This window comes from Lysobacter sp. ISL-50 (genome assembly GCF_018612875.1).
Taxonomy (GTDB): Bacteria; Pseudomonadota; Gammaproteobacteria; order Xanthomonadales; family Xanthomonadaceae; genus Lysobacter.
On sequence record NZ_JAGGRI010000047.1, the window covers coordinates 14,190 to 28,729 of the forward strand.

Sequence of the window (14,540 nt, forward strand, 5' to 3'; positions counted from 1 at the left end):
TGGCCGGACCGCGACGGCGGTCGCGTCGACCCGGTCATCGGGCGCTTGCATCCGGCGCCGTCCTCACGCAGGATCGTCCCATGAGTTTCGTCTCCGCCACCGCCTCGATCCGCAGCGTCGCCATCGCCGGCCGCTCGCGTTCGGCCGTGAACGACGTGCGCGTCAACAACAATAATCGCAATAACGCCAGCCTCCCGCGGGCCGACGATTAGCGCGCAACGAACGCTCAATCGATCACAAGCCCGCACTGCGAAGTGCGGGCTTTTTCGTTTCTGGCTCCGGCAAAAACCCCTCACCCCGTCCCCAGCGCTGCATACCTCCAGGAGATTGTCCGATGTGTTCGATCCTAGGCTTGTTCGACCTGCGCCCCGGCGCCGATCTGCGCCCGCTCAGGCCGCTGGCCCTGTCCTTGTCGGCGAAACAGCGCCATCGCGGTCCCGACTGGTCCGGCGTCAGCGTCGAGCCGCGCGCGATCCTGGTGCATGAGCGCCTGGCGATCGTCGATCCCACCGGCGGCTCGCAGCCGCTGCGCTCGGCCGACGGCGAGCTGGCGCTGGCGGTCAACGGCGAGATCTACAACCACCGCGAGCTCGAACAACAGCTCGGCGCGCCGTACGAGTTCCAGACCAAATCCGACTGCGAAGTCATCAACGCGCTGTACCGCGAAGGCGGCGACCTGGGCGAGCTGCTGAACCGCCTCAACGGCATCTTCGCCTTCGCCCTGTGGGACGCCGCGCGCGGCCGCTACGTGATCGCGCGCGATCCCATCGGCGTGTGCCCGCTGTACTGGGGCCACGATGCCGACGGCCGCTTGTGGGTGGCTTCGGAAATGAAAGCGCTGGCGCGGCTGTGCGACGACGTCGCCCCGTTCCCGGCCGGTCACTACTACGACAGCGAAGTCGGTGCGCCGGTGAAGTACTACCAAAAGTCCTGGCGCGATTACGACGCCACCCAGGGCGTGGAAGTGTCGAAGCAGGAATTGCGCGAAGCCTTCGAGCGCGCGGTGCACCGGCAGATGATGAGCGACGTCCCCTACGGCGTGCTGCTGTCGGGCGGATTGGATTCGTCCCTGGTCGCCGCCTGCGCCGCGCGCTTCGCCCGTCGCCGGGTGGAAGAAGACGATCAGGCCGAGGCCTGGTGGCCGCGCCTGCATTCCTTCGCCATCGGCCTGCAGGGCTCGCCGGATCTGGCCGCGGCCGAAATCGCCGCGCAAGCGCTGGGCACGGTCCATCACGGCTTCACCTACACCTTCGAAGAAGGCCTGGACGTGCTGCCGGATGTGATCCAGCACATCGAGACCTACGACGTCACCACCATCCGCGCGTCCACGCCGATGTTCCTGCTGGCGCGGCGGATCAAGGCGATGGGCGTGAAGATGGTGCTGTCGGGCGAGGGCTCGGACGAAATCTTCGGCGGCTATCTGTATTTCCACAAAGCGCCGAACGCGCGCGAATTCCATGAGGAACTGGTGCGCAAGCTCGACGCGCTGCACAGCTTCGACTGCCTGCGCGCGAACAAGTCGATGATGGCCTGGGGCGTGGAGCCGCGGGTGCCGTTCCTGGACGTGGAATTCCTGGACGTGGCCATGCGCATGGACGCGCAGGCCAAGATGGTGGACAAGGCCGCCGGCAAGATCGAGAAGTCGATCCTGCGCGAAGCCTTCGAAGGCTATCTGCCCGATTCGATCCTGTGGCGGCAGAAAGAGCAGTTCAGCGATGGCGTGGGCTATGGCTGGATCGATGGTTTGAAACTGCACGCGGAAACTCACGTCAACGATCGCGAACTCGCCGCCGCGGCGGTCCGTTTCCCGATCAACACGCCGCAGACGAAGGAAGCGTATTACTACCGCAGCATCTTCGAGCGCTATTTCCCGGGCACGGCCTGCGCCGAGACGGTGCCGGGCGGCAAGTCGATCGCCTGTTCTTCGCCGGCGGCGATCGCCTGGGATGCGGCGTTCGCGAATGCGGCCGATCCGTCGGGGCGCGCGGTGGCGGGGGTGCATCAGGCGGCGTTGGTTTGATTCTGTCTTGCTTGTTGCCACGCCTCAGCCCGGACGCCGCGATTGCGGCGTCCGGGCCGCGGTCGAGCGGTTACCTAGCGGTCAAAGACCGCAGCCGATCCAGGTCTGCTCCTTATGGCGATTATCGATCGTGCCGTTCGGACAGACCACGTCGATGACGGCGCGGGCGCTCAGTTCGCAAGTCGGACTGCGGCCGACGAACTTGACCACCTCGGCCGGTACCGACGGGTACTGGTTTTCGCCTCGGCGTTGCACCGTCTCGAAAGTGCGCGGATCGTTCGGGCTGTTGCGGTGTCCGGCCTGCGAAAACAAGGTGTAGTACGGCACCGGCGGAGGCGGCGGGCTGAAGCCGTTGGCCGGAACGATGGTGGTGTTGACCACGACGGTGGCGGTGGAGGTGGTGTAGCCGAAATCGAAGACGAAGCGGCCGGTGTAGGCGCCGTTGCATAACGGCACCGACGCGTCGACATCCGGTGGCGGCGTGGCGCTGGCGGGCAGCGAGGCGAGCAGGCACAGGGCCAAGGTGCCGCACAGACCGAGTAGAGAATTCTTGCGCATGAAACGCTCCATGTAAGTAGGGTCGATCGAACGATTGTTCGATCGTTGACGACGACAAATCCCCGGTCGCCGAGGGTGGAAGATACGGTTATATCGGCATCGTGCAACGACCTCTCGTCGGGTCGAATTCTGCAGACGCACAATCTGTGTTCGCTTGTGTGCGGATGCTGCTCTTTGGTGTTGGCCGAATACGAATTCGTTGTACAGCGACGCCACGCCACGTCGTCGCGTGTGGCGTTTGCTAGTCATGTCTCAGCACGGACAGCGAGATTTGCGCGGCGCGTTGGATCGCGCGAATACGACGCGTCGCGGGCTTCGATGCCCGCGCCGCGCCGTGCGGCTTAGACGCTGCAGCCCGGCCAGGACTGCTGCAAGGTTTCGTAAGCCAGGTGCCGTCGGGGCAACCGACGCTGGCGACGACCACGCCACGCAGCTCGCAGGTCGGGCCCTTCCAACCGCCGATGAACTTGCTCACCGGCTGTGCGGGATAACCGTTTTCGGTGACATCGGTGATCTGCGCCCAGTTTTCCTGCCAGGGCGCGTTGGTGCTGGCCTTGTAGGCGACATCGACGTACAGCGCATAGCCCGGCGGCGGCGGGCTGAACGCCGAGGGTTCGAGGTCGGCGGTGGCGCGGACATTGGAGTTGATGCCGGCATCGCCGAAGTCGAACTTGAGATCGATGGCGTAGGCGCCGCTGCAAATCGCCTTGCGCGTCTGTACGTCCGGCGGCGGCGTGGCGCCGGCGACGAGGGGCAGGACAGGCACAGTGCGCCGACGATGGACGGCAGACGCGGAGAACGCGACAGAACTGGCATGAGAGAGCTTCCTTGGCTTGGGATGCGTGGCGCCCGCGCGGCGTGCCCTTCCTTGCTCGCGAAATGCGAGCAATCCGGCTCATGCTGGCGAGCGGCTGCACGCCCGACAAGCGCCACCTGTCGGTTTTGTTCGGCCGGATGCGGAAATGTCGGGCGCGTCGCAGGTATTGAGGTACCCAATGCGCCTGTTGCGATCAGTCCTGAAGCGGATAGCGCTTGCAGTCCATCCATTGCGCGCCCGCGCCGCGAGTTTGCCGCAGCACCCAGGGCAGGGCGATGCGCGCCTTGTCATGCACGTCGTGAAACAGAATCGTCCCGTGCCGCCACAGCAGCATCAGGCTGAGCAGGCGCCCCTGGACATCGGCCGGAGACATCTTGGCGTTCCAGTCCTGCGAGTCGATGCTCCACAGCACCACGCGCACACCCTGCTGGCGGAAAAATTCGCCGCTGTCGGCGCGGCGTTGGCCGTACGGCGGCCGGAACAGCGGGACATAGGCGGCGCCGGTCTGCGCCTTGATCAGCGCGCTGCTGCGAATCACCGAATCCTGCCACTGCGGCCAGCGCGCATGCGACTGATGTTCCCAGCCGTGCGAGGCCACGCACATGCCGGCGTAGGTCTGCGCGGGCAAGGCGGCTTTCATGCGCTGCTGCAGCGACTGGCCGAGCACGAAGAAGGTCGCATCCAGCTTATGCTCGCGCAGCGTCTTCAGCAATTTGTCCGTGTTGCCGCCGGCCGCGCTGGGGCCGTCGTCGAAGGTCAGCAGGAAGCGCCGGTCGGGCAGTTCGCTGCCGTCGAGTTCGTCGCTGCCGTAGGTGTCGATCTCGCTGCTGACGCGGGCGAACAACGCGGCCAGACGCAGCTGTTCGTCGAGATAGATGCGATGAAAGCGCGCGGCGTCGGCGTACCAGGCAGCGTAGGCCGGTTCCGGCGCGGCGTCGAAGGCCAGCGCGAGCCGGCGCAAGGCGGCGGCGTCGGCGGCGGGCGCGCAGAAGGCTTCGCGCGCGCCGCAGCCGCGCGAGGCGAGGCGATAATTGCCGCTCAGTCGCTGCCAGTAACGCGCGCGGATACGATCGACCCCGGCGCGATCGATCTGTTTGAGATTCAAACGCTGCGCCAGCGCGGCATCGTCCAGCGATTCGCTGAGCGCCAGTTCGTGCGCGAAGGCGAGGATTTCCGCGCGCGAGGCGCGATCGAATCCGGCCGGCGTGTTCAGCGGCTGCGGCCAGGTCGCGCGATCGGCGGTGGCGACGACGGCGGGGCCGGCGGCATTGGCGACATCGGCAAACAGCAGCACAGCAGCGGCGATCAGCCCAGACCAACTCGCGACCGACGACGCAGCGCGTAGTTCGCGCCATGCGCGGCCCGCGGGGGTGCGCACCTGGGTCGAATACCTGCCACCGCGATCGCTGCTGCCCTGCATGGATTGCCGCTCCTCAATACGCGCTGACGCGCTCCAGGGCCTGATCGTAGGTCTTGTCCGGCTTCTCGCGCTTGGCCGCGAGATAGTTCGACATCGCCCGCTCGTACTGGCCGTCTTCTTCGTACAGCTTGCCGATGTTGTAGTAAGCATTGGCGCGGATGATCGCCGCATTGCCGCCCTTGGCCAGCGCTATCGCCGTGCGCGAGGCCCAGATCGCTTCCGCGGCGCGGCCTTGCTTCACATAGGCCAGGCCGAGGTTGCTGTAGGCCAGCGCATGGCCGGGATCGAGTTCGACCGCCTGCTGATACGCCGCGATCGCCGCCGCGAGATCGCCGGCGCGATACGCCGCTTCGCCGCGTTGATTGGCCTGGGCCGCGTCGCTGCCGTCCTGCGCGTCGCCCAGGCCGGTGTCGTCGCCGCTGATCTGCGCGATCTCCGTGCCGATACGGTCGGCGGCGGCGCGGCTGGCGCCGATGCGGTTGATGTCCTCGAAGCGGCCTTCGCCGTCGATGCGCAATACCGTCCACAGATTGCCGGGCTGCGCGGGCACGGTGTAAGTGCGCACCAGGCTCTGGCCGACATAGACGTAGACCCGCGCCTGGCTGCGCGCCAGCGCATCGGCGGCCGGGTCCTGGCGATGGCCGAAATCGTGCACGGCGTAGGTGTAGACCTCGCCGGGATGCTTGCGCTGCACGGTGATGGTTTCCGGGCCGTGGCGCTGCGTGTCGTCCAGGTCCAGGCTGGCGTCGGCGCCGTTCTTGCGTTCGAAATAAACGTGATTGCCGGGGAAGCTGAGATGCGAGTCGAGATCCACCGGCGCGTCGCCCCAGCTGAGCACCACGCGCAGGCCGTCCAGGCTGCGCATGGCCGCGCTGAGCGCGTAGCGCGAGCCGTCGCAGGGGCATTGCGCGAGCAACTCCGCGTAGCCGGCGCGGCGGATGCTCAGGCGCGCGGCCGGATCGCGCAGCGCGGCGGCGTCGAGCGCGACGCGGCCCTGAGCGTCGGTGGTCGCGGCGAGCGCGGGCTGGCCGTCGCGGCGCAGGCCGATCGCGGCGCCTTCGATGGGTTGATCGGCGACGGTCGCGCTCAGCACGGTGATGCCGCCGTCGCCCGCGCGGGCCGTGCCGGCGGCGCAAGCGAGGGCGAACAGGACGCAGGCGGGCGCGGCCGCGCGGCGGAGCATGGGCGTTCCAGGGCGGGTTCGGATGCCGGCGATGATACGCAAAGGCGCGGGCGGATTCGCCTGCGGGACACGCCTGCTAGTCTGTAGCGCAAGGGTCCGGCGCGCTCGCCGCGGCGGCCCGGAACCAAGGCAGAAGCGATACGCGGACGCAATAACCGGAGAAGCGCGATGGCAGCCGAGGCGCAAGGCAGCGAACTGGTCAAGGTGGTCGTGCTGCTGGCGGCCGGGGTGGTCGCGGTGCCGATCTTCAAGCGCATCGGCCTGGGCTCGGTGCTGGGCTATCTGGCCGCCGGCCTGCTGATCGGCCCGTTCGGGCTGGGCTTCTTCACCGATTCGCAGGCGATCCTGCACGTGGCCGAGCTGGGCGTGGTGATGTTCTTGTTCATCATCGGCCTGGAGATGCGGCCCTCGCATTTGTGGAGCCTGCGCCGCGAAATCTTCGGCCTGGGCACCGCGCAGATCGCGCTGTGCTCGCTGGCGATGACCGGCGTCGGCCTGACTTTTGGCTTGCCGTTGATGGTGGCCTTCATCGGCGCGATGGGCTTCGTGCTGACCTCGACCGCGATCGTCATGCAGATCCTCGGCGAACGCAGCGATCTGGCTCTGCCGCGCGGACAGCGGATCGTCTCGATCCTGTTGTTCGAGGATCTGCTGATCGTGCCGCTGCTGGCGCTGGTCGCGCTGATGGCGCCGCCGGAGGCCAATCCGAGCGCGGCCGCGCATTCGCGCTGGGCCGATATCGGCATCGCCCTGGCGTCGCTGGCGACGCTGCTCGCCGCCGGCATCTGGCTGTTGAATCCGCTGTTCCGGGTGCTGGCCGCGGCCAAGGCGCGCGAGGTGATGACCGCCGCGGCCTTGCTGGTGGTGCTGGGCGCGGCGCTGCTGATGCAGATCGGCGGCCTGTCGATGGCGATGGGCGCGTTCCTGGCCGGCGTGCTGCTGTCGGAGTCGACATTCCGCCATCAACTGGAAGCCGATATCGAACCGTTCCGCGGCATTTTGCTCGGTCTGTTCTTCCTCAGCGTCGGCATGTCCCTGAACCTGACCGTGGTCGCGGCCAACTGGCCGATGATCGTCGGCGGCGTGCTCGCGCTGATGCTGGTCAAGTCGCTGTGCATCTACATCGTGGCGCGGCTGATGAAGTCGTGCCATACCGAGGCGCTGGACCGCGCGGTGCTGATGGCGCAGGGCGGCGAGTTCGCCTTCGTGCTGTTCTCGGCCGCGGCCAACGCCCGGCTGATCGACGCCGCCGTCAGCGCCAATCTCACCGCGATCGTGGTGCTGTCGATGGCGCTCACGCCGCTGGCGATCATCGCGCTGCGCAAGTTCTCGCCGAAAATGGCGCTGTCGCTGGAAGGCGTGGACGAGCCCAACGATTTGAGCGGCAGCGTGCTGTTGATCGGCTTCGGTCGCTTCGGCCAAGTGGTGTCGCAATCGTTGCTGGCGCGCGGGGTGGAAGTGGCGATCATCGACACCGATGTGGAGATGATCGAAAGCGCGCAGACCTTCGGCTTCAAGGTGTACTACGGCGACGGCACCCGCCTGGACGTGCTGCGCGCCTCCGGCGCCGGCAACGCGCAGCTGATCGCCATCTGCATCGACGACCGCGCCGCCGCCACCGTCACCGCGCAGTTGATCCGGCACGAGTTCCCGCAGGCGCGGTTGCTGGCGCGCAGCTTCGATCGCGAGCATGCGCTGGAACTGGTGCATGCCGGGGTCGATCTGCAGGTGCGCGAAACCTTCGAATCGGCGATGCGCTTCGGCGAAGCGGCGCTGGTGGAACTCGGCGTGTCGGCCGACGATGCGGCCGAGGTCGTGGCCGATATCCGCAGACGCGACGCGGAGCGTTTCGAGCTGGAACTGGTCGGCGGCGTGCGCGCAGGGGTGTCGCTGCTGTACGGCAATATGCAGCAGACGCCGTTGATTGCGCCCAAGCCGCGTTCGAAGCAGCCGCGCGAGGACGAAGAACACGCGCCCGGTATTTCCGCCTGAGCGCGGGGCCGGTCTTCCAGATGGCTCGGCGTCAAGCGCGCGACTAGGACGCAGCCGGGCCGCACGACGGCGGCCAACTGCGATCGGGTTCGGCGACCAGATCGATCAGGAACAATTCGCCCGAGCGCTCGCCATCGGCCTGCGCGAACAGCAGACGATCGCCGCGCGGCGACAGCAGCGGGCCGACCTGGAACACGTCCGCGCGCGCCGCGATCCGTCCGCGTTCGCGCCAGTGCCGGCCGCGGCGTTCGAAGCGGTACAGATGCGAGCGGTCGCCGCGGTCGATCACCGCGATCAGGCCGCGGCCGTCGCCGGCGATGTCGGCTTCGTACTCGTTGGCGGCGCTGCTCAGCGGCGCGCCGAGATTGCGCACGTTCCAGCGCCCGTCCGCGTTGGGCGTGGCGACGTACAGATCGCCCTGGCCGTGGCCGCCGGCGCGGCTGGAGCCGAAATACAGGCGGCCGTCGGCGCTCAGGCGCGGCAGCAGTTCGGCGGCGGGGGAGTTGACCGGTTCCGGTAACCGCCGCGGTTCGCCCCAGGCGTCGCCGGCATCGCGCTGCACGTAGTAGATATCCAGATCCTCGCCCTTGGGATCATGGCGGGCGGATACGAAATACAGGCGGCGGCCGTCGGCGGTCACGAACGGATCGGCGTCGAGGCCGGCCTTGGACGCGGCGAACGGCGGCGGCTCGGGTTTGGACCATGCGCCGGCTTCGCAACGCGAGCGCAGGATGCGCCAGTTCGCGAACTGGGTATCGCTGCGCATGAAGTAGATCTCGCGGCCGTCGGGCGTGAACGCCGGCGAGGATTCGTATTGATCGCTGGCGATGCCCGGCGGCGTCCAGCGTTGCGGCTCGGCGGCGCGCGGCGCGGCGCGTTGATAAGCCATCGCGCAAGCGCTCGCGCAGACCGCGGCGAGCATCGCGGTGGACAGCCATTGCACCGGCGGAGCGGGGTTAGGACGGTTCACTGGGCCTCCGCGATGGACGTGTGGACGTTCGAGTCGGAATGCGTGAAACGCGCGTCGCCGGCACGATGCGACGGCCTTGCGGCCGGCTTATTCGCGCTGTCGTTGCTGGAAGCGCCGGGCTTTCGCCACGTTCCCGCAGGTCGCCATATCGCACCAGCGCCGGCGTCCGCTCTTGGATGTATCGATGAACACCCAGCCGCAATCGTTGCCGTCGCAAACGCGCAGGCGATCCACTCGCGCGTCCTTGAGCAGCTCGATCGCATAGGCGGTGATCACATGCGCGATCAGATCCAGACCCGAGCGCTCGGCCGACCAATGGGTCTGCAGGCGCGAATCGCGCGAGACCAGACGCGCGGCTTTCGACGCGGCCAGACGCGCCTGATCGATCGTGTCAAGGTCAGGCGGCGTCGGCGCGCGCCCGTGGGCGAGGGCGTAGAGCGCATCGCACAAGGCTTCGCGCAGGGCCTTGCAACGCGCCAGCGCGGCGGCGGCCTTGGCCGGCGCGGCCTGCGCCTGCGTTTCCAGCGTCGCCAGATCGGCGCGGGCGAAGCACTCAGTCTGGCGCGCCCAGCGCAGCAGCGCGAAGTAATCGTCGAGCCAGTCGCGCGGCTGGGTGTCGCGCGCGGTCACGGTATTGACCAGATCCAGCGCGGGATCGCCGCCGACCAGATCGGCGCTGCGGAAGTCGTGATGCTCCAGTCGCATGGATTACCCTTTAAATTCGTTTTAAAGGTTATAGCGATTCCTGGCGCGGCGGCAATGCGGGCGCGGGCGGTTTCCGACGGGCGGCGCCGTCGGGCTCTCGCGGCAGTCATCGCCGGCCATGAAAAACGGGCCGCTGCGTGAGCAGCGACCCGTTGGTATCGACCCTGGGTTCGCCGGCGGCGATCAGGGATTGAAATAGCTCGACACGCTGGAATAGATGTCGGCGAAGCGCGAGTAGTAATCCGGATCGCGCGGCGCGCTGCAGTACGAGGTGCCGCCGTACAAGCCGCCGCGCAGCTGATAGCCGCCGCTGCTGGTCACGGTGAACAGGCCCGAACCAGAGGAGCCGCCTTCGGTCACGCCGGTGCTCCACTGCACCTTGTACAGCGGCGACTTGCCGTCGATCGACGAGGACAGCGCGGTGATCTTGCCCAGCGAGTACTTCTTGACGTCGCCGGCCGGGTGATGGATGCCTTCGATCGCGGTGCCGTTGGCGCTGATCAACGCGTTCGACCAACCCGCATACACCGCGCCCGACGGCGGCGCGGTCTTGAGTTCCAGCAGCGCGGTGTCGCGGGTGGTGTTGGCGTGACGCAGGTAGGCGCCGCCGCTGAGCGTGGTGTAAGCCGAATTCACCACCGAGCCGTTACAGGTGGTGGCGTCGTAGAACCAGTAGGTCTGCAGGGTGCTGGCGACGGTCTGCGTGCTGATGCAGTGCGCGGCAGTCCAGAACAGGCGCTTCTTCGGCGAGTAGCTGTTGTTGAGCAGGGTGCCGGTGCACAGGTAGGTGCCGCCGCCGGTGGTGAAGGTCATGCGCGCGACCGACTTGGCCGTGGACACGAAGCCCGACGGCGGGCTGACGCGGCAGACGATGTCCTTCTCGCACGAATCGCTGTCGCCGATGGCTTTCTGGATGGCCTTCTCGCTTGCGGCCGGGCTGACGTCCAGGTGCGAGAGCTGCGGAATCTTCAGCGACAGCGATTTGGCGTTGACGCCCTTGGGCAGAACCAGTTCGACCGTGACCGTGTCGCCGGCGACCACCGGCGACCAGCCCAGTTCGTTGCCGGCGAAATCCGCGCCGCTTTGTTCGAACACGCGGCCGTCGTTGCCGGCGAAGTGCAGCTTCACCGCCTTGGCGCCGGCGCCGCGCAGCGCCAGGCCCGCGCGCAGCGCGACCGCACCGGAGGACGATACTTCGAAGCGCGCGGCCTGGCCGCCATCGGCCAGCGGCAGCCAGTTGAGGGTCTTCAGATCGACATTGCTGCGGGCGATGTTGCGGGCAAAACCGATTTCCAGCGGCTCGCCGTTCTTGTCCTGGCGCACGCGGCGGTCTTTCAGCGTGGACACGTCCAGGCTGGTGGGCTGGCCGAGGCTGAACACTCGCGGCGCGGAGGATTTCGCCGAGATCGCGAAATCGGCGGCACCCATGGCGCCGGCCGAGGGCGTTTCGGCGACGGGCGCGGAGTCCATTTCGGCGGTGGGGGATTTGGCGACAGCACTAATCGAGAAGCCAGACAGCCCGGCGACAAGCGCCAGGCAGAGCGCGTTCTTGCGGATCATCGTGCGTTTCCTTGATTTTTTGAGTGAGCGACGGAGGGCGTCGTTGTGGCTCGCGCGATGGCGAGCGACTCCAAGCTAAGCCGCGGAAATCACGGGTTTTGTGCGCTCACGCGGGCTTCGCGGAAGCCGTCGAAGTACAAGCCGTTGCTGCTGAAACCGTCCCGGCTAAGTGTGGGTGGGATCACAGATGCGCATTGCGAAGGGATTCGGTACAGGCAGGGTGCGAGTTCGTGCGACAGGTGCCGGCATGCATGCGTGGGCATGAGTGCGAACGCGGGGCCGCGCAAGGCCGCGATCCAGTGGTTTTCGCTGCGATCGGCGTCGGGCCGGCGATGCGCTCGCACTCATCGGCGTGCAATGGTTCGCGATCGTTTCGGCGCTCCCCGAGGCGATGCCGGGCGAATGCGCCGCGCAGTCCGGCCGATCGCATGTTGCGCCGCACACCGCCCGCGACCCGTCCGGCGCGCGAATCCGCCGTTGTGGTCCCGCCCGACCGGCGGCGGCCGCCGCAGACGCCGTATTCATGCCGATGTGCGACCATAGAGGACATGACAAAAAAACCTAAGAGCAAGAAGACCGGAGCCACCGGCAGCAAGACGCCTTCCCGCAACACGCCCGGCGGCCCCGGCAAACCCCGCAAGGCCGCCGCTTCGCGCCCGCCCTGGTTGCCGGAGAATCTCCAGCACGGCCCGCCCGCCAAGGGCCCGCGTGGAAAATCCTCCGCCCCGGCCCCCGGCCCGGCGCGCGCTCCGGCTCCGTATCACGATCCCTATGCCGAGCGCGAAGCCTCGCGCTACGCCCAGCCGATCGCCAGCCGCGAGCTGATCCTGCAGACCCTGGCCGCGGCCGACGGCCCGCTGCGCGCCGAAGACCTGGCCCAGCGCCTGGAGCTGACCGAAGACGATCGCGCCGACGCGCTCGGCAAGCGCCTGGGCGCGATGCTGCGCGACGGCCAGCTGATCCAGAACCGCAAGGGCGAATTCGCCCCGGCCGCGCAGATGGACCTGATCTCCGGCTCGGTGATCGCCAACCCGGACGGCTTCGGCTTCCTGCGCCCGGAGGCCGGCGGCGACGATCTGTTCCTGCCGCCGTATGAAATGCGCAAGGCCATGCACGGCGACCGCGTGCTGGTCAGCGTCACCGGCGTGGACCGCCGCGGCCGCCGCGAAGGCGCGATCGTGGAAGTGCTCGAACGCCGCCTCAATCGCCTGATCGGCCGCTTCACGGTCGAGCAGGGCATCAGCTACGTCGTGCCCGACGACCGCCGCATCCAGCGCAACGTGCAGATTCCGCCGGATGCGCGCATGGACGCGCACAACGGCCAGTTGGTGGTGTGCGAACTGGTGCAGGCGCCCGATCACAAGCGCCCGCCGATCGGCCGCGTGCTGGCGGTGCTCGGAGACAAACTCACCGCTTCGCTGGCGGTGCAGGCGGCGATCCACGGCCACGAAATTCCCGACGTGTTCCCGCAGGAAACCCTCGACGAAGCCGCGGCGGTGCCGCTGACGGTGCCCGAGTCGGTCGCCGCGCAACGCGTGGACCTGCGCCAAATGCCGCTGGTCACCATCGACGGCGAGGACGCGAAGGACTTCGACGACGCGGTCTACTGCGAAAGCAACCGCGACGGTTTCCGTCTGGTGGTCGCGATCGCCGACGTCTCGCATTACGTCCGCCCGGGCACGCCGCTGGACGATGAGGCGCAAAAGCGCGCGACCTCGGTGTACTTCCCCGGTTTCGTCGTGCCGATGCTGCCGGAGACGCTGTCCAACGGTATTTGTTCGTTGAACCCGAAGGTGGACCGGCTGTGCTTCGTCTGCGATATGCAGGTCGATCGCGAAGGCCAGGTCAGCGAGTCCAGGTTCTACGAAGCGGTGATGAATTCGCATGCGCGCCTGACCTACACCACGGTCTGGAACGCGGTCGGCGAAGTGCCGGAAGAACTGCGCAGCGAAGCGCGCGCGCAGGTCGGTTCGCTGCTGCCGCATATCGAGCGCCTGCACCAGTTGTTCCAGGTGCTGCTGAAAGCGCGGCAGAAGCGCGGCGCGATCGAGTTCGAATCCAGCGAAGTGCGCTTCGTGCTGGGCAAGGACGGCGAAGTGGTCCAGGCCGGCATGCTTCAGCGCAACGATGCGCACAAGCTGATCGAGGAATGCATGATCGCGGCCAATGTCGAGGCCGCCAAGTTCCTGATCGCGCAGCAGGTGCCGGCGCCGTATCGCATCCACGACCGTCCGCCGGAGCAGAAGTACGCCGATCTGCAGGAGTTCCTGAAGGAATTCAAGCTGCGCATGCCGGCCTGGAATCAGGTCGAGCCGCGCGACTTCACCCAGTTGCTGAAGAAAATCCGCGAGCGCCCGGATGCGGCGCTGATCGAGTCGGTGCTGCTGCGCAGCCAGAGCCTGGCGGTGTACGCGCCGGAAAACGTCGGCCATTTCGGTCTGGCGCTGGAGGCGTACGCGCACTTCACCTCGCCGATCCGGCGTTATCCGGATTTACTTGTGCATCGCGCAATCAAGCACGCGCTCAGCGGCGCCAAGCCGACCGCGTACGGGTATTCGCCGACGCAGATGGCGGCGCTGGCGCTGCAGTGCTCCGAACGCGAACGCCGTGCCGACGAGGCCGAGCGCGAGGTCGATGAGCGCTACCGCGCGGCGTGGATGGAGCAGCACGTCGGCGGCGAATTCGAGGGCACCATCAGCGGCGTGACCAGCTTCGGCTTGTTCATCGAGCTGGACGAATCCAAGGTCAACGGCCTGGTCCACGTGACCCAGTTGCCGCACGACTACTACCACTTCGATCCGATCCGCAAGACGCTCAAGGGCGAGCGCACCGCGCGCGAGTTCCGGCTCGGCGACCGGGTGCAGATCGTGGTGCTCAAGGCCAGCGTCGAGGATCGCAAGATCGACTTCCGTCTGGTCGAGGAGCGCGGCGCCAAGCCCTTGCCGCCGCGCGGCACGCCGGCGAAGCGGCCTAAGCAGAAGTATTGAGCCGCGGCGGGCCGGCGCCGGCCCGGTTCCGGTTCCCCGAATCCGAATCAAGCGCGTCAATTCGCCCCCTTTGAAAAAGGGGGCCAGCGCCCGGCGCTACTCCGATTCCTTGGAATCGCTGCAGCGCGGGGGATTTGCTTTGGGGCTGTCCTAGATAAGGCTTCGATCTAGGATGAGAAATGGCGTTAAGTCGTTGTCGGATAAGCAAAAATGACCATTCCAAGCTGGCCGAGCTGTTTGTCGCCCAAGTCACGGCTCGCAAAGCCGCTGAACTGTTCGACGCTGACCGCACCTCCGCAGCGCTGTACTTCCACTAGCTGCGTCATTG

At 67.3% G+C, this 14,540-nt stretch carries 11 protein-coding genes; 4 read left to right on the top strand and 7 right to left on the bottom strand.

Features of this window, described 5'->3' with window-relative positions; translation table 11 throughout:
• The first annotated feature begins 80 nt into the window (after positions 1–80).
• Complete coding sequence (locus J7J50_RS25195; RefSeq protein WP_285222319.1) at positions 81–212, top strand: hypothetical protein; 132 nt, start codon at positions 81–83, stop codon at positions 210–212.
• Positions 213–334: 122 nt separating this feature from the next.
• A complete protein-coding gene (gene asnB / locus J7J50_RS22155) occupies positions 335–2,020 on the top strand; it encodes an asparagine synthase B (RefSeq protein ID WP_215059210.1) in 1,686 nt (561 codons plus the stop codon).
• Positions 2,021–2,101: 81 nt separating this feature from the next.
• Here asnB and J7J50_RS22160 read toward each other — a convergent pair whose 3' ends face one another.
• The 4 genes from J7J50_RS22160 to J7J50_RS22175 form a co-directional block, all read right to left on the bottom strand.
• Positions 2,102–2,578 carry a hypothetical protein gene (locus tag J7J50_RS22160; protein WP_215059212.1) on the bottom strand — a complete coding sequence of 159 codons (477 nt, stop codon included), beginning with the start codon at positions 2,576–2,578 and terminating at the stop codon, positions 2,102–2,104.
• Between the two features lie 241 nt (positions 2,579–2,819).
• Positions 2,820–3,467, bottom strand: coding sequence for a hypothetical protein (locus tag J7J50_RS22165; RefSeq protein ID WP_215059214.1), 648 nt, complete (start codon positions 3,465–3,467; stop codon positions 2,820–2,822).
• Positions 3,468–3,588: 121 nt separating this feature from the next.
• On the bottom strand, positions 3,589–4,815 hold the full coding sequence (locus J7J50_RS22170; RefSeq protein ID WP_215059216.1) for a polysaccharide deacetylase family protein: 1,227 nt from the start codon (positions 4,813–4,815) through the stop codon (positions 3,589–3,591).
• 13 nt (positions 4,816–4,828) lie between these two features.
• Positions 4,829–5,998 (bottom strand): tetratricopeptide repeat protein, encoded by a 1,170-nt coding sequence (locus J7J50_RS22175; RefSeq protein WP_215059218.1) that lies wholly within the window; start codon positions 5,996–5,998, stop codon positions 4,829–4,831.
• Positions 5,999–6,166: 168 nt separating this feature from the next.
• Here J7J50_RS22175 and J7J50_RS22180 point away from each other — a divergent pair, with 168 nt between their 5' ends.
• Positions 6,167–7,990, top strand: a complete 1,824-nt coding sequence (locus tag J7J50_RS22180) for a monovalent cation:proton antiporter-2 (CPA2) family protein (protein ID WP_215059220.1) — start codon at positions 6,167–6,169, stop codon at positions 7,988–7,990.
• Between the two features lie 43 nt (positions 7,991–8,033).
• On the opposite strand, the gene J7J50_RS22185 is transcribed toward J7J50_RS22180, so the two are convergent.
• From J7J50_RS22185 to J7J50_RS22195, 3 genes are all read right to left on the bottom strand, one after another.
• Complete coding sequence (locus J7J50_RS22185; RefSeq protein WP_215059222.1) at positions 8,034–8,960, bottom strand: PD40 domain-containing protein; 927 nt, start codon at positions 8,958–8,960, stop codon at positions 8,034–8,036.
• 87 nt (positions 8,961–9,047) lie between these two features.
• A complete protein-coding gene (locus J7J50_RS22190) occupies positions 9,048–9,665 on the bottom strand; it encodes a CGNR zinc finger domain-containing protein (RefSeq protein ID WP_215059224.1) in 618 nt (205 codons plus the stop codon).
• Between the two features lie 183 nt (positions 9,666–9,848).
• A complete protein-coding gene (locus J7J50_RS22195) occupies positions 9,849–11,225 on the bottom strand; it encodes a serine protease (protein ID WP_215059226.1) in 1,377 nt (458 codons plus the stop codon).
• Between the two features lie 665 nt (positions 11,226–11,890).
• Here J7J50_RS22195 and rnr point away from each other — a divergent pair.
• A complete protein-coding gene (rnr, locus tag J7J50_RS22200) occupies positions 11,891–14,212 on the top strand; it encodes a ribonuclease R (RefSeq protein WP_343222559.1) in 2,322 nt (773 codons plus the stop codon).
• Positions 14,213–14,540: the final 328 nt, after the last annotated feature.